This is a genomic window from Brevundimonas sp. TWP2-3-4b2 (assembly GCF_049897345.1).
Classification (GTDB): domain Bacteria; phylum Pseudomonadota; class Alphaproteobacteria; order Caulobacterales; family Caulobacteraceae; genus Brevundimonas.
In genome coordinates this window covers 89,735-110,761 of record NZ_JAFCWB010000002.1, presented here as the reverse complement: position 1 = coordinate 110,761, position 21,027 = coordinate 89,735, and the positions used below count along the sequence as shown (strand labels likewise).

Genomic DNA, 21,027 nt, shown 5'->3' with positions numbered 1-21,027 from the left:
ATATCGGACGGGTCGCAGGTGCCGCCGCGGGGCGCGGCAACCCGCAAACCTGGTGCCTGTTCAAATCGGAGGCGTCGTGGCTGGATCACGCCACAGCACTGACACAGACGGACCCTGCATCGGGGAACAAGCCAGTTCCTCGAACATCTGGGTCGCGTGAAGCCTTCAGAGCGTCAGCTTGACCGCTGTGGGGATGGGAAGACCGGGATGATCAGATCGTCGGCATCGTCACTGTCATCATTCAGCGAGATGGGCTCAGGGGCGGACAGAAGGGCGGTGGGCCATAACCGGCGTCGCCGAAGCCGGGTCCAGCCGAGCACCGTGCCGACTCCTGCTGCCCAACCCGCGGCCAGCCAGGCGAACCATGACCAGGAGGAGGAAGGGCGCGTGACGCTCGTGACCCGGGGGGCTGTCACGGTCGGCGTCGGCCGGCTGACAGCCGTGCCGACGGGCGGTGCAACCAGAACAGCGCCCTCGCTCAGGGCCGTCGCCAGCTTCGCTTTCGGGATCAGCCAAAGTCCGCTGGACGGCTTTTCCATCAGGGCGATGTCGGCGTTCCAGAGTCGATAGCCGAACTCCCGCGCCAGCGCTGTCGGCGCATAGAGGCCATCGATCTGGAACGACATGGTGGCGTCGATGTCCGGATCAATTTTGAACGGCAGCCCGAGGGCGTCGCCCAGCACCGCATCGGCGATCTCGCCGACGGGCCCCTCGGGCAGTGACATCAGATAGTACTGCGGTGCCGCCTGAATCGCGGCCCCGTCCAGCACCTCGGCCGAAGCCGGGGCCGCCAGCGCGAGGACCACAACGGTGGACAGGAGGAGTGGCAGACCCGTTGGACGCATGACGATCTCTCGAACTGTGAGAAGTCTAGCACGCCGGAAGACGGGATACCGAATACGCCCTCATCCGATTCCGATCGGCCCGTAGAGCCAGGTCAGCCAGCCGCCGATGACGATGAAGGGCCCGAACGGCAGCGGCTCATCGCGCGCCAGAGGTCTCCGCGCCAGGGCACGTGCCGCGACCCAGCTGAGACCGGCGGCGCAGGCCCACAGCAGGACGGACGGCAAGCCGATCCAGCCGACCCAGGCTCCCACGGCTCCGAACAGGATGGGATCACCGCCGCCGAGGCCCTCCCTCGCGCGCAGCTGTCGATAGGTTCTGGCCACCAACCACAGAGACGCGAAGCCGAAGACCGTGCCCAGTAACGCATCGACAAGCGTTGTGTCTGGCAAGGCCGTCGCGGCGATCAGTCCGCTCACGAGCAGGGGCAGGGTCAACCGGTCGGGAAGCCAGAGTTCGTCGGCGTCCACCAGGGCGATCAGCAGCAGCTGCCATCCCAGGAGGGCTGTAAGGATCGCCGCGGTCAGCGTGGGCGAGGCGAGCGCCGCCCAGACGCCGATACCGGCACCGGCCAGTTCGATGATCGGGTGCCGCGCGGTGACTTTCGCGCCGCAGTGGACGCACCGCCCCCGCTGCACCAGCCAGCTGAAGACCGGAACAAGTTCGCGGGCCGACAGCACGGTTCCGCAGCAGTCCGCGCGCGAACGGTCCCAAGCGATCGACTCGCCCTTCGGCAGCCGGGTGGCCACCAGGTTGACGAAACTGCCCACGATCAGGCCGGTCAGGGCCGCCAGAACGGTCAGTTCGGCTTCGAGGGTCGTCATCAGCCACTGTCGCCCGGACTATTCATGCGTCGATATCGTACATGACCGAGAGCCGGGATGATTGACAGGGGATCGGCGAACCATTGGCTGTCAGCCGAACGGGAAATGTCCCCGTCCAAGGCGGGGCTCAGGCGGGCCAAGGCGCATTTCGTCAGGCGGTGATGATGACCTTCAAGGCCTTGGTCTCGGCCGCACGCCCGAAAGTGTCATAGGCCTCGAGGATCTGGTCGAGTGTGAAGTGGTGGGTGACCAGCTGCGTCGGGTCGATCTTGCCGGACTGCACCGTCTTGAGGAGCATCGGTGTGGTCACCGCGTCGACCAGCCTTGTGGTGATGGCGATGTTGCTCGACCACAGCGTCTCGAGGTGGAGTTCGACCGGCTTGCCGTGAACGCCGATGTTGGCGATTACCCCGCCCGGACCAACGATCTGCTCGCACAGCAGAAACGTCGCCGGCACGCCGACAGCCTCGATGGCCGTGTCGACGCCACGACCGCCGGTCAGGGACATCACCGTCCCGGCCGCCTTTCCATCAGTGCTGTTGATCGTTCGGGTGGCACCGAAGCGACGGGCGACGTCCAGGCGGTTGTCGTCGAGGTCGATCATGATGATCTCGGCCGGCGAATAGAGTTGGGCCGTCAGCAGGGCGGCCAGGCCGATCGGACCGGCACCGACGATGGCGACGCTCGAACCCGGTGACACCTTGCCGTTCAGGACGCCGCATTCGAATCCGGTCGGCAGGATGTCGCTGAGCATGACCATCGCCTCCTCATCCGCGCCTTCGGGGATCGGATAGAGGCTGGTCTCGGCATGGGGGATGCGGACGTACTCGGCCTGGGTGCCGTCGATAACATGGCCGAGGATCCAGCCTCCGGTCGTGCAATGCGAGTACATGCCGCGACGGCAGTATTCGCATTTTCCGCACGACGAGATGCAGGAGATCAGAACCCGGTCGCCGGCCTTGAAGGTTGTGACCCCGGCTCCGACCGCTTCGATGACGCCGACGCCTTCGTGGCCCAGAATGCGGCCCGGTGCACAGGTCGCCACGTCACCTTTCAGGATATGAAGGTCGGTCCCGCAGATGGTTGTCTTCACGATCTTCACGATCGCATCGCCCGGGGTCTCGATCTCAGGCCTGGGCCGGTCCTCCAGCGACGTCTTGCCGGGACCGCCGTAAACGAATGCCTTCATGGGAAGAGCGCCTCCAGCGCGGGTCGGATGCAGGCTGCGAGAACGCTGCAGCATGACGCCCGACTGTCGACCCCTTCGATGGCGCTGACCTTGATCCAGATCACCGTCTGACCGGGATCAGCCTCGAACGCCGGAGGTCAGACCTCGCCCGCTGCGTACGCGCGCAGCAGCTCCGGACGCTCCACGATCAGCTCGCTCTGTGACGGCATCGAAATCATCCCCTGTGCCTTCATCCGCGTGAGGATGCGGCTGACCGTTTCGATCGTCAGGCCCAGATAGTCGGCGATCTCGCCACGCTTCATGGGCAGACGGACATGGCCCGGCGCGGTCGGTCGCGCGGGGTCATGGCCCGGCAGGTCCAGAAGGAAGGAGGCCAGGCGCTCGATGGCGGTCTTTCGTCCCAGCAGCAGCATCTGGTTCTGGGCCGCGGCCAGTTCGTGCGAGGTTCGGTGCAGAAGCGTGTGCTCCAGTGGCGGGGAGCTTTCGACCAGGGCACGGAAGGGGACCTTGCGGAAGCGGCAGACTGTGGTCGGTTCCATGGCTTCGGCGGAAAAGACGTAGAACTCTTCGATCGCCAGGCCGAGAAAATCTCCGGCGAACAGGAAGCCGGTGATCTGACGCCGACCGTCAGGCAACAGTTTGTAGACACGCAATGACCCGGACGTGATGTTGAAGACATAGGGCGCGGGGTCCCCTTCGCGGGTCAGCACGGCTCCGCCAGTCAGGGCAACGACTTCAGCGAGTGCGCCCAGGCGGACCAGATCGGAGTCCCCGACACTTCCGCAGACGCTCAGCGCTCGCGCGCCACAATTGTGGCAGTCGCTGACCAGGGGCCGAGCGACGCATCCCTCAGGATGCAGTCGCGGCACAAGCTCTGAACTCCTGCCAACAATCATCAGAACAGAATGCGCCCTCCGGTAGTGAAACGCCACCTGAATGTCTCGTGCTGGCAAGGATCGATCGCAATCCTTGATCCCGATCAATGCGAGACCCCTGCGGAAAGCGCCAGCTGCGCCAAAACAGGAGCCGAAGCCATGCCGTACGCGAGCCTGATGGTCTACGTTGAGGAAGGACCCGACAGCGAAGCACGGATCGCCTTGGCCTGCGATCTCGCCATCCAGTCCGACGCCCGTCTGATCGGGATCTCCGCGAGTTTGCCGGATGTTCCCCAGGTCGATCCCTACGCCGGCGGAGCCATGCTGGGCGAAATGCTGGGCCTGTTCCGGGACATGGCCGAGGCCGATGTGACCCGGGCAGAGGCCACCTTCTGGAAGGCGGTCGGGACCCATGCCGGCCGCTGCGAATGGCGGGGCCAGGTAGGATTTCCGTCGGATGTGGTCGGGCAGGCGATCCGCGCCGCCGACCTGTTGATCCTCGGCCGGCTCGATCCTGTGAGGGGGCCCCATCGGTCGGTCGATCCCGGAGACGCCTTGATGTCTCTGGGCCGCCCCGTCCTGATCGTGCCGCCGGTCCCGGCCCGACCGCCGCAAGGGACAACGGCCGTGGTGGCCTGGAAGGATTGTCGCGAAGCGCAGCGCGCGGTTTCATCGGCCCTGCCCTTGCTTCAGGCTGCGACCCTGACCCACGTCATCGAGATCTCTGCCGCGGAAGGACTGGACGCCGCCCGGGCCCGTACGGCCGATGTCGCGGAGTTTCTTGGACGGCACGGCATTCAGGCCAGCGCACACGTGATCCAGGGTGACGGCGGCGCGCGGTCGAGTCAGATCCTCAAATATGCCGCCGAGCACCAGGCGGGACTGATCGTCGCCGGGGGCTATGGCCATGCGCGGATGCGCGAATGGGTCTTCGGGGGTGTCACCCACGGGCTGCTGGCCGCAGCTCCTGTCTGCCTGCTGCTGAGCCATTGACCTGTATGACTGACCACCGGATCGCGAGCGCCGGGCACCGCGCCAAGATCATGTCGGCCGAGGACGCCGCCCTTCTGATCGCGCCCAACACGACGGTGGGGCTGAGTGGGTTCACGGCCTCGGGCTATCCGACGGCTGTGCCTCTGGCGCTGGCGGCGCGGATCGAGGCCGAGCACGCGGCGGGACGGCCGTTCAAGTTGCGGATCTGGACCGGGGCCTCGACGGGCCCTGAACTGGACGGCGCGCTCGCCCGGGCCGACGGCATTGAGTTCCGTCTGCCCTACAACTCCGATCCGACCTGCCGCGACCGGATCAATCGCGGCGAGATGGCCTATTTCGACATGCATTTGAGCCAGGTCGCGCCCATGGCCTGGCAGGGCTTTCTCGGGCCGCTGGATACGGCGATCATCCAGGTCACGGGCATCCGCGAGGACGGGGCGCTGATCCCGGCGTCCTCGGTCGGCAACAACAAGACCTGGCTGGACCGGGCCAGCCAGGTGATCCTCGAGGTCAACCGGTGGCAGAACCCGGAGCTTCTGGGCATGCACGACATCTACTACGGCACGGCCCTGCCGCCCAACCGTGTGCCCATCCCCCTGATCCGCGCCGGTGACCGGATCGGCGAGCCGTGCTTCCGCTGCGACCCCGACAAGATCGTGGCCATCGTCGAGACCGACCGACCCGATCGCAATGCCGGCTTCACCGCGCCCGGACCGGACGACCTGGCCATCGCCGGACATCTGCTGGAGTTTCTCGAGCATGAGGTGTCGAAAGGGCGTCTGCCGCCGTCATTGCTGCCGCTCCAGTCGGGCGTGGGCAATACGGCGAATGCGGTCCTGACCGGCCTGATCGACGCGCCGTTCGACAATCTGAGCGCCTATACCGAGGTTATCCAGGACGGGATGCTGGCGCTGATGGACAGCGGCAAGCTGAGCACGGCCTCGTCGACCGCGCTGAGCCTGAGTCCCGAGCTGACCGAGCGCGTCAATCGCAATATGGGCGACTATCGCAACCGCATCATCCTGCGGCCGCAGGAGATCAGCAACCACCCGGAGGTGATCCGCCGTCTGGGCGTCATCGCCATGAACGGCATGATCGAGGCCGACATCTACGGCAACGTCAACTCGACGCATGTGATGGGGTCGCGCATCCAGAACGGCATCGGCGGCTCCGGGGACTTTGCCCGCAACGCCTATATCTCGATTTTCATGAGCGCCTCGACGGCCAAGAAAGGGACGATCTCGACCATCGTGCCCCATGCGTCGCACGTCGATCACATCAACCAGGACGTCCAGGTCATCGTCACCGAGCAGGGCCTGGCCGATCTGCGTGGGCTGTCACCCAAGCAGCGGGCGAAAGTGGTGATCGAGACCTGTGCCCATCCGACGTATCGGCCCATGCTGGCCGAATACTACCAGCGGGCGCTCGCCGGGTCCTACGGCCTGCAGACCCCCATGCTGCTGGACGAGGCCTTGTCCTGGCACGCCCGGTTCGTCCGCACCGGCTCTATGGCGGCCGTCTGAGGTCAGGATGACGGGGACACGTCAACTGCGCAGCCTGAGTTCCGGCGTGACCGCACCCGTTGATCCAGGCCTGTGTCGCTAGGGCATGGCCCTCCGATCGACGCCGTCACGCAGGGAGTCGAGATAGGCCGTCAGGTCGTGGATCTCATTGGCCCGAAACACATAGGGCGGCATCGCCGGATGGGTGGTGACCAGACCCCGCTCGAAGGCGGCGGCCAGATCGTCCGAACTTCGTCGCCGGACGATCGCGCGGAACGGCGGCGCGACAGCCATGGGGCTGGCCCCCGCGGCCTCGATGGCGTGACAACTGGCGCAGCTGGCGCGGGCGATGGTGGCTCCCCGCGCCGCCGCCTCGACGTCCATGGCCGTTGACAGGGAGGACGCGGTCCGGGGCATTGTCACGTTCTCGGTAGGGTCCGCGATCGGCACAGGCACCACCCGAGGATGGGGGAGCGGCGTGCAGGCCCCGACCAGAAGGCATCCGATGATCCTGAAGGCTCGCATGGTTCGACTCCGGCGCTGAGGCCCTCAGTTGGTGAGTCCCGGAGGGCGGCGTCCTTGACCCAGGTCAATCGGCCCGGCCGGCTGTTCACCCGACGACGACGACGACGACGACCAGATCAGGCTCGGCAGAACGGCCACGCCGGACGCGAGGACCTCGGCCGCCACCTCGAGGGACTGGCCAAGCGGTCGCATAAGACACAGGGTTTCGCATCCAACGACGCGCGCAAGACGGACGACTTCGGCGATCAGGGCAGAGGCCACCGCCACAGGATCCAGCGCGCTGAAGGCGATCAGGGATTCGACCTGCAGACTGCGTCGGCCATCGGGCTGGTCCGACACGGAATAGACCGCAAGGCCGCATGGCCGGGCCTCCTCGTCGCGGGCCAGCAGCACGCCGCCTGAAGCGGGCGAGGCGTTGCGGGCTTTGGCCCTGGCGCGCCAGGCCTTGAGCGTCAGGCCAGGGTCGCCCAGTCGCGCGAGCACCCAAGCCTCGTCCATCTCGTCGTTCGACAGTCGATGGATGGAGACGCAGGCCATGCTCTATTCAATCGTTCCTGCCGCGCTCCGCCTTGATCTGCGTCAAGCAGGCGACTCTGACGCCGCGATCCTCGATCACAATCCTGTCCGGTGACGTCTCGACGGACAGGTCGATCACCCGGACCGCGCGGCGTCAGACCCGCCAATTCTGTTCGGCCCGACCATCCGCAACCGAAAGACGCATAGATGGGCTTCCGCGACTGACGGTCTGTCGTCACGGTCGGCCAAGGATGACCTGTCTCGATTCTTGCGGCAGACGCGGGGTGGAGTCTTGCCTGATTGAGCCTGAGTGCGGATCAAATGCTGCGATTGCGAGCGAGGCGGGCTCGGAAAAAGTTCGCCATAGGGCGGGCCTGTGTGAAAATAACGTGCTGAAAAACACAGCACTTTAAGGCCGCAGGGCAAGAATCGTGCGCCAAGAGTCCCCCTACCTCTTGCCATGTTCGCAATTGCGGTAAACATTTCGCAAATGCGTAATGCGGTCTTGGGGGATCAAATGACTCGACTTCGTATCGGACTTTCCGCGGCCTCGGCCCTGATCTTCAGCGCCTTTGTGGCGAACGCCGCGTCGGCGGCACCGGCGGTTCCGGACCCTGCGCTCCTGGCGCACCAGACGACCCTTGTTCTCGACGGCGCGGCGACCAGCTGGATCCTGACCGCGACGGCTTTGGTTCTGCTGATGACCCTGCCGGGGCTGGCTCTTTTCTACGGCGGCATGGTCCGCCGCAAGAACGTCATCGCCACCATCACCCAGTCGCTGGGCGTCGCGTCCGTTGTGACCCTGACGTGGTTCATAGCGGGCTATGGCCTGTCGTTCGGGGTCGGGCAGCCGTTCGGTGCCTATTCCGGCGACGAGGTCCAGGCGTATATCGGCTCGTTCCAGGCCCTGTTTCTGAGCGGCGTCACGCCCACCACCGCGCACAGCCTGGCACCGGGCCTGCCGGAGTATCTCTGGATCGCCTATCAGCTGACCTTCGCCATCATCACGCCGGCCCTGATCGCGGGGGCGTTCGCCGAGCGGATCAAATACTCCGGCCTTTTGCTGTTCACGGGTTTGTGGACCCTGCTGGTTTATGCACCGATCTGTCACTGGGTCTGGGGCGGCGGCTTCCTTGGCGCGGCGGGCGTGCTGGATTTCGCGGGCGGCGCAGTGGTGCACGTGAATGCGGGTGTCGCCGGTCTGGTGTGCGCCATCTTCCTCGGAGCCCGGAAAGGCTACGGCAAGGAAACCATCGTCGCCCATAATCCCGTGCTGACGATGATCGGCGCCTCGCTGCTGCTGGTCGGCTGGATCGGCTTCAACGCCGGTTCGGCATGGACGGCCGACTCCATCGCCTCTGTCGCCATCCTCAACACGATCCTGGCGGCCATGGCCGGTTCCCTGACCTGGAAGATCGTCGAGGTCATGGAGAAGCGCAAACCATCGCTGATCGGCGTGCTCTCCGGCCTGATCGCCGGCCTCGTCGCCATCACGCCAGCAGCGGGACTGGTTGATCCCAAGGGGGCTGTGATCATCGGCCTGGCCTCGGGACCGGTCTGCTACGCGGCGTCGGTCTGGATCAAGAAACTGCTGCGTTACGACGACAGTCTGGACCCCTTCGGCATCCACGGCGCGGGCGGCATTCTTGGTGCCTTGCTGACGGGCGTCTTCGCCTCGGCGGCCGTCAACGGCGTGGCCGAGGGCGCGACCATCGCCAAACAGGCCTGGGGTCTGGGTATCACCATCGGCTGGAGCGCCGTGGTGACCTTCCTGATCCTGATCGTCTGCAAATTCACCACCGGCTTGCGGGTGACCGCGTCGCAGGAAGCGGACGGCCTCGACGGCCACCTGCATGGCGAGGTGATGGAGGGCGTCTAACCACTGTCCGACGGCGGCGCGGAGCCTCCCTTCCGCGCCTCCACCAGTGTGCGTGAGTTTCGAATAACCATCTATAACAAGGGGATATGATGATGAGAGCAGCTTTTGCCTGTGCGGCAGCCGTGGCCGCGCTTCTGACTGCCGGGGCTGCCAGCGCCCAGTCTGCGCCCGAGGTGGCCTGGAACCTCGGCGTGGTCAGCGACTACGTCTTCCGCGGCTATAGCCAGACGCTCGAGGATCCCGCGATCCAGGGTGGCGTCGACGCCACGATCGGGGCCTTCTACGTCGGGGCCTGGGCCTCCAACGTCGACTTCGGCGACGATACGAACGCCGAGGTGGATCTCTATGGTGGCTATCGCGGCGAGGCGGCGGGCTTCGCCTTCGACGTGGGGGCCGTCGGCTACGCCTATGTCAATGCGCCGGTCGGGGCCGACTACGACTATGTAGAGCTCAAGGCAGCGGCGTCGCGCGCCGTCGGACCGGCCACGTTCGGGGCTGCGGTCTACTGGTCGCCTGACTTCTTCGGACTGGACGAGGCGGCGACCTATGTGGAGGCCAATGCGGCGTTTGCTCCGGCTGACAAATGGACCGTGTCGGCCGCGGTCGGCCATCAGTCACTGGATGTCAACGACGACTACACGACCTGGAATATCGGGGTCGGCTACGCCGTCACCGACCATGTCGCGATCGATCTCCGGTATCACGACACCGACGTGGACAGCCCGCTGTCAGAAGGCCGCGCCGTGGCCGGAATCAAGTTCCTGTTCTGAATGCGCTGCACAATTCAAGCCGGTGAAGGGTTGCGTGTATGCGGTTCTCACCGGTTTCTTTTTGCGTTCTGAGCGACAATATCTGCATGACTTGCACAGAAGTTGCCACCGTCCTCTCCGGACTCTAAGTCTTGTGCAAGAGCGAAAGGGCCGAAGTGGCATCCGTGAACCAGACTTTCGTGGTGACTCCGAGGACCGCACCGGCCAAGGCCGATGCGGTTGAGCGCGTGCGCGGGTTTGATGAGATCTATGCCGACTTCAGCGCCGCCGCCGGGGCGGGACAGTCGAGTCGCTGCGCCCAATGCGGCGTGCCGTTCTGCCAGACCGGCTGTCCCTTGCAGAACAACATCCCCGACTGGCTGAAACTGGCCGCCGAGGGCCGGGCCGAGGAGGCCTGGCGGCAATCATCCGCGACCTCGACCCTGCCCGAGATCTGCGGCCGCATCTGCCCCCAGGACCGGCTGTGCGAAGGGGCCTGCACGCTTGAGCAGTCTGGCTGGGAGACCGTGACCATCGGCTCGGTCGAGCGCTGGCTGGGCGACATGGCGTTCGAAAACGGCTGGGTCGATCCGATCCGGCCGCGGGTCGAGCGCGGTGCGTCGGTCGGAATCGTGGGTGCCGGACCGGCCGGCATGGCGGCGGCCGACCGGCTGCGGTCGGCGGGCTATGCCGTGACACTCTATGACCGGCACGACCGGGCCGGCGGCCTGCTGACCTACGGCATACCGGGCTTCAAGCTGGAAAAGCACATCGTTCAGCGGCGGCTGGATCGGCTGGCCGAAGGCGGAGTCGAGTTCCGGCTGGGCGTGAATGTCGGCGGCGACCTGCCGTTTTCCGAGGTTCGCGCTGCCCATGACGCGGTGCTGGTCGCGACGGGCGTCTATCAGGCGCGGCGGCTGACGGCGCCGGGTTGCGGATCCGATGGCGTGGTCGCGGCGCTGGACTATCTGATCGCCTCCAACCGCAAGGGGTTCGGTGATGCTGTGCCGACCTTCGACAGCGGTGCGCTGGACGCGGCGGGAAAGCGGGTCGTGGTGATCGGCGGCGGGGACACGGCGATGGATTGCGTCCGCACCGCCGTGCGCCAGGGGGCCACCTCGGTGACCTGCCTGTACCGCCGGGACAGGGACAATATGCCGGGCAGTGCGCGCGAGGTGGCCAATGCCGAGGAGGAGGGCGTGGTCTTCAAATGGCTGGCCGCGCCGCGTGCCGTTCTGGGCGAGGCCGACCGGGTCACGGGCGTGCGGGCGCAACGGATGGCGCTGGCGGCGCACGGGGCGGATGGGCGCTGGTCGGTCGATCCCGTGCCCGGTGGCGAGTTCGACCTGGCCGCAGACCTGGTGATCGAGGCGCTGGGCTTTGAACCCGAAGACATGCCCGGCCTGTTCGCCGAGCCGGACCTGGCCCTGACCGACTGGCGCACGATCCGGACCGCCGGCCAGACGAAGGCGACGACGCTGGAAGGCGTGTTCGCTACAGGCGATATCGTTCGCGGGGCCTCTCTGGTGGTGTGGGCGGTCAAGGACGGCCAGGATGCTGCGGCCGAGATCGAGGCCTGGCTGACCAGCCGGGAGAGGGCGGCGGCATGACCTTCGACCCGGAACAGTACCAGCAGGATCGCCAGCGGCTGATCGACGGCCATGCCTATGATCCGTCGTCCGAGCGGGATGCCTGCGGCGTCGGCCTGGTCGCCGCCATCGACGGCCGCCCGCGACGCGAAGTGGTTGATCTGGCGCTGACGGCGCTGAAGGCGATCTGGCATCGCGGCGCGGTGGATGCCGACGGCAAGTCCGGCGACGGCGCGGGCATTCTGATCGGCCTGCCGCGCGCCTTCTTTGAGGCCCAGGTCCGTGATGCCGGCCATGAGCCCCGGCCCGGCCCGATCGCGGTGGGGATGATCTTCCTGCCCCGCATCGATCTGGCGGCGCAGGAGCGGGCCCGCACCATCGTGGAACGCGAGGTGATGGCGGCCGGCTTCTGGCTCTACGGCTGGCGTCAGGTACCGACCCATGTCTCCGTACTGGGTCAACGCGCGGCGGCGACCCGGCCCGAGATCGAGCAGATCATGCTCAGCGCCCCGGATGGTCTTGAGGGTGAGGCGCTGGAGCGGGCGCTCTATCTGCTGCGCCGCCGGATCGAAGCGCGGGCGACAGCGGCCGGGCTGCAGCATTTCTACGTCTGCTCGCTGTCGGCGCGGTCGGTCATCTACAAGGGCATGATGCTGGCCCAGGCGCTGGCGGACTTCTATCCCGACCTGAACGACCCGCGGGTCGAGGCCAATGTGGCCCTGTTCCACCAGCGCTATTCGACCAATACCTTCCCCGAGTGGCGGCTGGCGCAGCCGTTCCGGATGCTGGCCCACAACGGCGAGATCAACACCCTGCGCGGCAACGCCGGCTGGATGCGCAGCCACGAGATCCGCATGACGGCCGAGGCCTTCGGGGCCGATGATGCGACGGTCAAGCCGGTGATCCAGGCGGGCGGTTCGGATTCCGCGGCGCTCGACAATGTCTTCGAGGTGCTGGTCCGGGCCGGGCGGCCGGCCCCGATGGTCAAGGCGCTGTTGATGCCCGAGGCCCCGATCGAGGGCCTCATCTCCGACGACCACCGCGCGCTCTATGCCTATTGCAATGCGGTGATGGAGCCGTGGGACGGCCCGGCCGCCATCTGCGCCACGGACGGCCGCTGGGTGGTGGCGGGCAAGGACCGCAACGGCCTGCGTCCGCTCAGGGTCGCCGAGACGGTCGACGGCCTGCTGATCTGCGGGTCCGAAGTGGGCATGACCGGCATTGCCGACGCCCGGATCAAGCGCCGGCTGCACATCGGCGGCGGCCGGATGATCTCCGTCGATCTGGAGGCGGGCGTTCTCTATGACGAGACGCAGACCGTCGACCGGCTGGCGGCGGCCCTGCCGTATCGCCAGTGGCTGTCGAACATGGTCGAGCTGGAGCCGCTGGTCGGGCCCGGTCCCGAGCCCCGGCGGGTGTCGGGCGAGGCCCTGACGCGCTATCAGGCCGCCGTCGGCTGGACCCAGGAGGACATCGATTCCCTGCTGGATCCGATGGCGGGTGACGGCAAGGAGGCGGTTGCCTCCATGGGCGACGACGCGCCCCCGGCGGTGCTGTCGCATCAGGACCGGCCGTTCGCCCACTATTTCCGGCAGGCCTTCGCCCAGGTCACCAACCCGCCGATCGATTCCCTGCGCGAAGCGGGGGCGATGAGTCTGCGGACGCGGTTCAAGAACCTGGGCAACATCCTCGCCCAGGACGAGACCCAGACGCAGGTCTTCGTGCTGGACAGCCCGGTCCTGACCACCGGCATGTACGAGCGGATGCTGGATGTGGTCGGTGCCGGGGCGACCACGGTAATCGACTGCACCTTCCCGGCCGCGGAGGGCGCGCTGAAGCCGGCGCTCGACCGGATCCGGGCCGAGGCCGTGGCGGCGGCAAGGGGCGGCACGGGCCTGATCGTGCTGACGGACGAGCGGATGGGCGAGGGCCGGCCGCTGATCCCGATGATCCTGGCCACCGCCGCCGTGCATGGCCGTCTGGTCGATGAGGGGCTGCGGACCTATTGCTCGCTGGTGGTGCGCGCGGCCGAGGCGATCGACGCCCATGCCTTCGCGGTGCTGGTCGGATGCGGGGCCACGGCGGTCAACGGCTGGCTGGCGCAGGAAACCTTCCTCGAGCGTCTGGCCGGCGGACGCTATCCGGGTCTGACCCTTCGCGACGCCTGCCTGAACCACAAGGCCGCGGTCGAGGCCGGGCTGATGAAGATTCTCGCCAAGAAGGGCATCTCGGTCATCTCGGCCTATCGCGGCGCTTGCGAGTTCGAGGCCCTGGGGCTGTCGCGGGCGCTGGTGGCCGAGTTCTTCCCCGGCATGACGTCGCGCATCTCGGGCATCGGCCTGGCCGGGATCGAGGCCCAGGTGATCCGGAAGACCGGGCGCGGCTTCGACGCCTGGCACCCGTCGCTGCGCATCGGCGGCTCGCACCGCATCCGGGCGGGGGAAGAGACCCACGCCTGGGACGCCGAACTGATCCACCGGCTTCAGGACGCTACCACCCGTGGCGATTTCGGGCGCTTCAAGGCCTACAGCCGCCGCGCACGTGAACTGCCGTCGACGGCACTGCGCGACCTGCTGGACTTCCGTGACGCCGGGCCGATCGGGATCGAGGCGGTCGAGAGCGTCAACGAGATCCGCAAACGGTTCGTCACCCCCGGCATGTCGCTGGGGGCCCTGTCGCCCGAGGCGCACGAGACGCTGAACATCGCCATGAACCGCATCGGGGCCCGGTCGGTCTCGGGCGAGGGCGGCGAGGATCCCGATCGCTATACGCCCCGCCCGAACGGCGACAACGCCAACAGCGCGGTCAAACAGGTCGCCTCGGGCCGGTTCGGCGTGACGGCCGAGTATCTGAACCAGTGCCGCGAGATCGAGATCAAGGTGGCCCAGGGCGCCAAGCCGGGCGAGGGCGGGCAGCTGCCCGGATTCAAGGTCACCGAATTCATCGCCCGCATGCGCCATTCGACGCCGGGTGTCGGCCTGATCAGCCCGCCGCCGCACCACGACATCTATTCGATCGAGGACCTGGCCCAGCTGATCTACGACCTCAAGCAGATCAACCCGGATGCCCGGGTGACGGTCAAGCTGGTGGCCCAGTCGGGCATCGGCGCGGTCGCGGCGGGCGTGGCCAAGGCCAAGGCCGACGTCATCCTGATCGCCGGCCACAACGGCGGCACCGGGGCCTCGGCCCTGGGCTCGATCAAACACGCCGGCATGCCGTGGGAGCTGGGCCTGTCGGAGGCGCATCAGGTGCTCAGCCTGAACGGCCTGCGCGGCCGGGTGCGGCTGCGCACCGACGGCGGCCTGCGCACCGGGCGCGATATCGTCGTCGCCGCCATGCTGGGGGCCGAGGAGTTCGGCATCGGCACGGCCAGCCTGATCGCGGTCGGCTGCCTGATGGTGCGCCAGTGCCATTCCAACACCTGCCCGGTCGGCGTCTGCGTCCAGGACGAGCGGCTGCGGGCCATGTTCACGGGCACGCCGGACAAGGTGGTCAACCTGTTCAGCTTCATCGCCGAGGAAACGCGCGAGATTCTGGCCTCGCTGGGCCTGCGGTCGCTGGACGAGGCGGTCGGCCGGACCGATCTGCTGCGTCAGGTGTCGCGCGGGGACACCCATCTGGACGATCTCGACCTGAATCCGCTGCTGGTGCGGGTCGGGGAGGGCGAGACCCGCTGCGCCGAGGCGCCGTACAACGCCGTGCCCGACACCCTGGACGCCCAGGTGGTCAAGGACGCGGCCCGATTCCTCGAGGCCCGCGAGAAGATGTCGCTGACCTATGCGGTGACCAACACCCAGCGGGCGATCGGGACGCGGATCTCGTCGCATATCGTGCGGCGCTTCGGCGACAGCCTGCCGCCCGGGCACCTGACGCTGAAGCTGCGCGGCGCGGCGGGGCAGTCGCTGGCGGCCTGGGGCATGACCGGCCTGCGCATCGAGCTGGACGGCGAGGCCAATGACTATGTCGGCAAGGGGCTGTCGGGGGCCGAGATCATCGTACGGCCGCCGGCATGGGCGGCAGGCGAGGCCCTGATCGGCAACACCTGCCTGTACGGGGCCACTTCCGGGGCCCTGTTCGCGGCGGGGGCGGCGGGCGAGCGATTCGCGGTGCGCAATTCCGGCGCAACCGCCGTGGTCGAGGGCTGCGGCGCGCACGGCTGCGAATATATGACCGGAGGCACCGTGGTCATCCTGGGCGAGACCGGATGGAATTTCGGCGCCGGCATGTCGGGCGGCGAGGCCTTCGTGCTGGATCCCGAGGGCACGGCGCCTGTGCGGTTTAACGGCGACTCGGTGGTCGGCGGCGCGGTCATGGGCGAGGCGGCGGAGCGGCTGCGGGCGCTGGTCTCGCGCCATGCGGCCGAGACGGGGTCGCCGCGGGCGGCCCGGCTGATCGAGACCTGGGCGACCTCGGTCACCCGCTTCCGCCATGTGCTGCCGCGCGCCGGGGACGGGATCGCTGTCAGCGCCCGGCGGGCCTGACGGTGTTTGCGCAGGGACAGGCGGGCAAGGGTCTATCGCCCTCGGGTGTGGACCCCGGGTTCAATCGACGTTCAACTGACCCGCTGATCGTCCATCAAACACCGTCTTTCCGGGGCCGCGGAGCGGAACCCGGAATCCAGGGGAAAGGACTCCAGTCTGGAACGTGAGGCGGACGGCGGCGTCCAGACGCCTGGACTCCGGGTTCTTATCCCGGCTACGCCGGGCCCAGCCCCGGAATGACGTGGCCGGGAGACGGGTACCGAGTCTGAGTCTGGATGGACCCTAGCGGTAGATCATCTCGGCCGAAAGATCGGGGTCGGTCGGGTCGGGCGCGGCGCGGGTGACGGCCGGGTCGCACAGCCCCAGATACCGGTCGTTGCGCCCCTCTATATAGAGACGGGCCGGGGCGTCGTCATAATGCATGATGGCGAAATGCAACCAGCCGGTATAGGCGCCCAGGTCGGTCTGGGTGTTGAACTCGCCGCAGAACATGAGGAAATTGCCGCGGGTATTCCGGAACCAGGTGTCGCGATAGTTCGGCAACTGGGCCGCCAGGGCGGCTCGGGCCTGCTCGAAATCAGACGCCCGGGCGGGGGACGCCTTCACGGGCGCGGCGGCCTGGCCGGGCGTGGCCTGGAGGGCGAGGGCGAGGGCGGCGGACAGCAACAGGGTCATGGCTTGAAACTAGTCGGTAACCGCCGGGCTTGGCAAGCGACAGACGCGGCCACAGCAGGCTTTCGACGCCCCACGGCGCGGCCTCCCTGCGGCCCGGTCAGAGGACCCCTCCGCCCTTGGGTGGACGACCGGTCCGCGGCCCGGGTGTAACCTTACCCGAGGGCAGCTTTGGCAGGATTGCCCGGCGGCGAACGATAAAAAACAATCATATGAAACCGGGGTGGGTGTACGGCAGGAATTCGCGTAATCGCCCGAAAAAAATATGCTGGAATTTCAGAGTATCTAGCGCCCCAATTCCCCTAACGGCGTATGCTGGAATCAGGTGCGGATGGGGCGGGGGGCGACGCAATCACGCCACAAATCCTGTGAAGGTTTCGAGAAAAGCACTGGGAAACAATGGACAGGCCGAAATTGTACGGTTAAACGGCAAGCTCGTGTTTTTACCAAATCCAGCCATAATTCAGGGACTCCAGACCATGTCGCGAACTAGCAAGGCCCAGACGGCCGACCTCCTTCTCGCCGGAAAGGCCCCGATGACGGGCCGCAAGGCGCTTATCCTCGGCGCGTCCGCCGTGGCCCTGGCCACCGGCTTCACCATGTTCGCGGCGCCCTCGACGGCCTACGCGCAGGCGATCGTCGTTACCGGCACGGACGGTAGCGGCAACGTTGGTGATGCAGCGCTGCTGACCGAGGTGCAGACGCTTGAGACCACGCTCACCACGCGGATCAGCACTGAAGAAGTGGTGCGCTCGAACGCCGACACTTCGCTGACAAACCGCGACGTCTCGTTGACCACGCGGATCAGCACCGAAACGACCAACCGCACCAACGCCGACATTTCGCTGACCAACTCCGACGTCTCGCTGACGAACAGCGACGTATCGTTGACCGGTCGCATCAGTGACGAAGAGAGCGTCCGCGCCTCGGCCGACACCTCGCTGACGGCCCGCGACACCTCGCTGACCACCCGCGTGAGCGGCGAAGAAGTGGCGCGCGCCTCGGGCGACACCTCGCTGACCACCCGCGTGAGCGGTGAAGAAGTGGCCCGCACCTCGGGCGACGGCTCGCTGACCACCCGCGTGAGCGGCGAAGAAGTGGCCCGCACCTCGGGCGACGCCTCGCTGACCACCCGCGTGAGCGGCGAAGAAGTGGCCCGCACCTCGGGCGACGCCTCGCTGACCACCCGCGTCAGCACCGAAGAAGTCACCCGCGCCTCGGCTGACACCTCGCTGACCACCCGCGTCAGCACTGAAGAAGTGGCCCGCACCTCGGGCGACGCCTCGCTGACCACACTGACCACCTCGCTGACGACCCGCGTGAGCGGTGAAGAAGTGGCCCGCACCTCGGGCGACGCCTCGCTGACCACCCGCGTCAGCACCGAAGAAGTGGCCCGCACCTCGGGCGACACCTCGCTGACCACCCGCGTTAGCACGGAAGAAGTGGCCCGCACCTCGGGCGACGGTTCGCTGACCACGCGCGTCAGCACGGAAGAAGTGGCCCGCACCTCGGGCGATGGTTCGCTCACCACGCGCGTCAGCACGGAAGAAGTGGCCCGCACCTCGGGTGATACCTCGCTAACCACGCGCGTCAGCACGGAAGAAGTGGCCCGGACCTCGGGCGACGGCTCCCTGACCACCCGTGTCAGCACCGAAGAAGTGGCCCGCACCTCGGGTGATACCTCGCTGACCACGCGCGTCAGCACGGAAGAAGTGGCCCGCACCTCGGGCGACGCCTCGCTGACCACCCTGACCACCTCGCTGACCACCCGCGTCAGCACGGAAGAAGTGGCCCGCACCTCGGGTGACACCTCGCTGACCACGCGCGTCAGCACCGAGGAAGTGGCCCGCACTTCGGGCGACGGCTCGCTGACCACCCGCGTCAGCACGGAAGAAGTGGCCCGCACCTCAGGTGACACCTCGCTGACCACCCGCGTCAGCACCGAAGAAGTGGCCCGCACCTCGGGCGACACCTCGCTGACCACCCGCGTCAGCACGGAAGAAGTGGCCCGCACCTCGGGCGACGCCTCGCTGACCACCCTGACCACCTCGCTGACGACCCGCGTGAGCGGCGAAGAAGTGGCCCGCGCTTCGGGCGACACCTCGCTGACCACCCGCGTCAGCGGCGAAGAAGTGGCCCGCACCTCGGGCGACGGCTCGCTGACCACCCGCGTGAGCGGCGAAGAAGTGGCCCGCACCTCGGGCGACGCCTCGCTGACCACCCGCGTGAGCGGCGAAGAAGTGGCCCGCACCTCGGGCGACGCCTCGCTGACCACCCGCGTCAGCAGCGAAGAAGTGGCCCGCACCTCGGGCGACGGCTCGCTGACCACCCGGGTCAGTGTCGAAAACTCGGGCCGTGTCTCGGGCGACGCCTCGCTGGCCAGTTCGATCAGCGCGGATAGCTCCAGCCGCATCTCGGGCGACGCCTCGCTGACCAGCCGCGTCAGTGGCGAAGAAAGTGTCCGCTCCTCGGCCGACACCTCGCTGACCACCCGCATCAGCACGGAAGAAAACGTCCGTGCGACGGCCGATCTGACCGAAGCCGTCACCCGCGCCAGCCAGGACGCCCTGCTGGACACGCGGATCACCAACGAAGCCTCGACCCGCGCCCAGGACGACCAGTCGCTGACGGCGCGCGACACCTCGCTGACCACCCGCGTCAGCGGTGAAGAAGTGGCCCGCGCCTCCGGTGACACCTCGCTGACCACTCGCGTCAGCACCGAGGAAGTGGCCCGCACGTCGGGCGACGGCTCGCTGACCACCCGGGTCAGCACCGAGGAAGTGGCCCGCACCTCGGGCGACACCTCGCTGACCACCCGCGTCAGCAGCGAGGAAGTGGCCCGCACCTCGGCTGCTACCTCGCTGACCACCCGGGTCAGCACCGAGGAAGTGGCCCGGACTTCGGGTGACGCTTCGCTGACGACCCTGACGACCTCGCTGACGACCCGCGTGAGCGGCGAAGAAGTGGCCCGCGCTTCGGGCGACACCTCGCTGACCACCCGCGTCAGCACCGAGGAAGTGGCTCGGACTTCGGGTGACGCCTCGCTGACCACCCTGACGACCTCGCTGACGACCCGCGTGAGCGGCGAAGAAGTGGCCCGCACCTCGGGTGACACCTCGCTGACCACCCGCGTCAGCACCGAGGAAGTGGCCCGGACTTCGGGTGACGCCTCGCTGACCACCCTGACAACCTCGCTGACGACCCGCGTGAGCGGCGAAGAAGTGGCCCGCACCTCGGGTGACACCTCGCTGACCACCCGCCTCAGCGGCGAGGAAAGCATCCGGGCCTTCCAAGCGGCGTCCAACGCCACCCGGATCAGCACGGAAGAGGTCGCACGCACCTCGGGTGACGCCTCGCTGACCGTCGCTGATACCTCGCTGACCACCCGCCTTAGCGGCGAGGAAAGCATCCGAGCCTTCCAAGCGGCTTCCAACGCCACCCGGATCAGCACGGAAGAGGTCACACGCGCTTCGGGTGACACCTCGCTGACCACGCGTGTCAGCACAGAGGAAACGACCCGCGCCGCAGGCGACACCTCGCTGACCACCCGCCTCAGCGGCGAGGAAAGCATCCGGTCCTTCCAGGCGGCATCCAACGCCACCCGGATCAGCACGGAAGAGACTGCTCGCGCTTCGGGTGACACCTCGCTGACCAGCCGGGTCAGCACTGAAAACTCCGGTCGTGTGTCCGGCGATGCCTCCCTGGCCGGCAGCATCTCGACGCTGTCGACCTCGGTCGACAACCGCTTCGCGGCTCTGGGTGTCGGCGCTGCCACCGGTACGGGCAGCTCGGCCTTCGGTACGGGTTCCTCGGCTTCGGGAAGCAACTCAGCGGCCTTCGGCAACGGTGCCGTCGCCTCCGGTGCCAACGGAACGGCCCTGGGTCAGGGCGCCAAGGCCACGGGGACCAACTCGACGGCCCTGGGCCAAGGTGCCCAGGCCACGGGGGCCAACTCGGTCGCCATCGGCGCCGGCTCGATCGCCAGCGATCCGAACACGGTGTCCTTCGGGGCCCCGGGTGCGGAACGTCGCCTGACCAACGTCGCGGACGGCATCAACCAGTTCGACGCCGTCAACGTGGGTCAGCTCGACAAGGCCTACAGCGGTGTCGCGATGTCCTTCGCGCTCTCGGCGGTTGATCTGCCGCTGGGTGTTGGAGAGCAGGGCTTCATGGTCGGTGTGGGTGCCTTCGAAGGCGAGACAGCGGGAGCCGTCAGCTACCGCTACCGTCCGACGGAAAACATCGCGATCGGTGCCGGCATCGCCGCCGGTAACGGTACGGTAGGCGGCTCGGTCGGGATCGGGATCAAGTTCCCCTAACCCGACAGCCAACCTGATAAGGAAGGGGCGGCGTGATCACTCACGCCGCCCCATTCTTTTGAGTGCGACCC

General features: G+C 67.4%; 14 protein-coding genes. 7 read left to right on the top strand and 7 right to left on the bottom strand.

All coding sequences use genetic code 11. The features are described from left to right. Window positions 1–173: 173 nt before the first annotated feature. From ACP7AS_RS04115 to ACP7AS_RS04100, 4 genes are all read right to left on the bottom strand, one after another. On the bottom strand, window positions 174–845 hold the full coding sequence (locus ACP7AS_RS04115) for a hypothetical protein (protein ID WP_426027591.1): 672 nt from the start codon (window positions 843–845) through the stop codon (window positions 174–176). Window positions 846–905: 60 nt separating this feature from the next. Then, window positions 906–1,667: a prepilin peptidase gene (locus ACP7AS_RS04110; protein ID WP_426027590.1), complete on the bottom strand. Its 762-nt coding sequence runs from the start codon at window positions 1,665–1,667 to the stop codon at window positions 906–908. Window positions 1,668–1,818: 151 nt separating this feature from the next. Beyond that, the gene (locus tag ACP7AS_RS04105; RefSeq protein ID WP_426027589.1) at window positions 1,819–2,856 is read right to left on the bottom strand and encodes a zinc-dependent alcohol dehydrogenase family protein; all 1,038 of its coding nucleotides are present in this window, start codon (window positions 2,854–2,856) and stop codon (window positions 1,819–1,821) included. A 137-nt stretch (window positions 2,857–2,993) separates the two neighbouring features. Beyond that, entirely contained in the window at window positions 2,994–3,608 is a 615-nt protein-coding gene (locus ACP7AS_RS04100; protein WP_426028135.1) for a helix-turn-helix domain-containing protein, read from the bottom strand. Window positions 3,609–3,890: 282 nt separating this feature from the next. Between ACP7AS_RS04100 and ACP7AS_RS04095 the strand changes: the two genes are divergently transcribed. Both ACP7AS_RS04095 and ACP7AS_RS04090 read left to right on the top strand, forming a co-directional pair. After that, complete coding sequence (locus tag ACP7AS_RS04095) at window positions 3,891–4,724, top strand: universal stress protein (protein ID WP_426027588.1); 834 nt, start codon at window positions 3,891–3,893, stop codon at window positions 4,722–4,724. Window positions 4,725–4,729: 5 nt separating this feature from the next. After that, complete coding sequence (locus ACP7AS_RS04090) at window positions 4,730–6,247, top strand: acetyl-CoA hydrolase/transferase family protein (RefSeq protein ID WP_426027587.1); 1,518 nt, start codon at window positions 4,730–4,732, stop codon at window positions 6,245–6,247. A 78-nt stretch (window positions 6,248–6,325) separates the two neighbouring features. Here ACP7AS_RS04090 and ACP7AS_RS04085 read toward each other — a convergent pair whose 3' ends face one another. Beyond that, entirely contained in the window at window positions 6,326–6,643 is a 318-nt protein-coding gene (locus tag ACP7AS_RS04085; RefSeq protein ID WP_426027586.1) for a c-type cytochrome, read from the bottom strand. A gap of 132 nt (window positions 6,644–6,775) precedes the next feature. Continuing rightward, a complete protein-coding gene (locus ACP7AS_RS04080; protein ID WP_426027585.1) occupies window positions 6,776–7,288 on the bottom strand; it encodes a hypothetical protein in 513 nt (170 codons plus the stop codon). Between the two features lie 496 nt (window positions 7,289–7,784). Between ACP7AS_RS04080 and ACP7AS_RS04075 the strand changes: the two genes are divergently transcribed. From ACP7AS_RS04075 to gltB, 4 genes are all read left to right on the top strand, one after another. Then, the gene (locus ACP7AS_RS04075) at window positions 7,785–9,146 is read left to right on the top strand and encodes an ammonium transporter (protein WP_426027584.1); all 1,362 of its coding nucleotides are present in this window, start codon (window positions 7,785–7,787) and stop codon (window positions 9,144–9,146) included. Window positions 9,147–9,238: 92 nt separating this feature from the next. Further along, on the top strand, window positions 9,239–9,916 hold the full coding sequence (locus tag ACP7AS_RS04070; RefSeq protein WP_426027583.1) for a TorF family putative porin: 678 nt from the start codon (window positions 9,239–9,241) through the stop codon (window positions 9,914–9,916). 155 nt (window positions 9,917–10,071) lie between these two features. Further along, the gene (locus ACP7AS_RS04065; RefSeq protein WP_426027582.1) at window positions 10,072–11,505 is read left to right on the top strand and encodes an NAD(P)-dependent oxidoreductase; all 1,434 of its coding nucleotides are present in this window, start codon (window positions 10,072–10,074) and stop codon (window positions 11,503–11,505) included. Beyond that, on the top strand, window positions 11,502–15,965 hold the full coding sequence (gene gltB, locus ACP7AS_RS04060; RefSeq protein WP_426027581.1) for a glutamate synthase large subunit: 4,464 nt from the start codon (window positions 11,502–11,504) through the stop codon (window positions 15,963–15,965). The genes ACP7AS_RS04065 and gltB overlap by 4 nt, the downstream gene beginning before the upstream one ends. 282 nt (window positions 15,966–16,247) lie before the next feature. Here the strand turns inward: gltB and ACP7AS_RS04055 are convergent, their stop codons facing one another. Continuing rightward, the gene (locus ACP7AS_RS04055; protein ID WP_426027580.1) at window positions 16,248–16,640 is read right to left on the bottom strand and encodes a hypothetical protein; all 393 of its coding nucleotides are present in this window, start codon (window positions 16,638–16,640) and stop codon (window positions 16,248–16,250) included. 476 nt (window positions 16,641–17,116) lie between these two features. On the opposite strand from ACP7AS_RS04055, the gene ACP7AS_RS04050 reads away from it, so the two are divergent. Continuing rightward, entirely contained in the window at window positions 17,117–20,956 is a 3,840-nt protein-coding gene (locus ACP7AS_RS04050; protein WP_426027579.1) for a YadA-like family protein, read from the top strand. Window positions 20,957–21,027 lie beyond the last annotated feature (71 nt).

Excerpts from the sequence above, each read along its gene's own strand:
- ACP7AS_RS04115 (WP_426027591.1), bottom strand. The coding sequence starts at position 845 with ATGCGTCCAACGGGTCTGCCACTCCTCCTGTCCACCGTTGTGGTCCTC.
- ACP7AS_RS04110 (WP_426027590.1), bottom strand. The coding sequence starts at position 1,667 with ATGACGACCCTCGAAGCCGAACTGACCGTTCTGGCGGCCCTGACCGGC.
- ACP7AS_RS04105 (WP_426027589.1), bottom strand. The coding sequence starts at position 2,856 with ATGAAGGCATTCGTTTACGGCGGTCCCGGCAAGACGTCGCTGGAGGAC.
- ACP7AS_RS04095 (WP_426027588.1), top strand. The coding sequence starts at position 3,891 with ATGCCGTACGCGAGCCTGATGGTCTACGTTGAGGAAGGACCCGACAGC.
- ACP7AS_RS04090 (WP_426027587.1), top strand. The coding sequence starts at position 4,730 with ATGACTGACCACCGGATCGCGAGCGCCGGGCACCGCGCCAAGATCATG.
- ACP7AS_RS04085 (WP_426027586.1), bottom strand. The coding sequence starts at position 6,643 with ATGCCCCGGACCGCGTCCTCCCTGTCAACGGCCATGGACGTCGAGGCG.
- ACP7AS_RS04080 (WP_426027585.1), bottom strand. The coding sequence starts at position 7,288 with ATGGCCTGCGTCTCCATCCATCGACTGTCGAACGACGAGATGGACGAG.
- ACP7AS_RS04075 (WP_426027584.1), top strand. The coding sequence starts at position 7,785 with ATGACTCGACTTCGTATCGGACTTTCCGCGGCCTCGGCCCTGATCTTC.
- ACP7AS_RS04070 (WP_426027583.1), top strand. The coding sequence starts at position 9,239 with ATGAGAGCAGCTTTTGCCTGTGCGGCAGCCGTGGCCGCGCTTCTGACT.
- gltB (WP_426027581.1), top strand. The coding sequence starts at position 11,502 with ATGACCTTCGACCCGGAACAGTACCAGCAGGATCGCCAGCGGCTGATC.
- ACP7AS_RS04055 (WP_426027580.1), bottom strand. The coding sequence starts at position 16,640 with ATGACCCTGTTGCTGTCCGCCGCCCTCGCCCTCGCCCTCCAGGCCACG.
- ACP7AS_RS04050 (WP_426027579.1), top strand. The coding sequence starts at position 17,117 with ATGTCGCGAACTAGCAAGGCCCAGACGGCCGACCTCCTTCTCGCCGGA.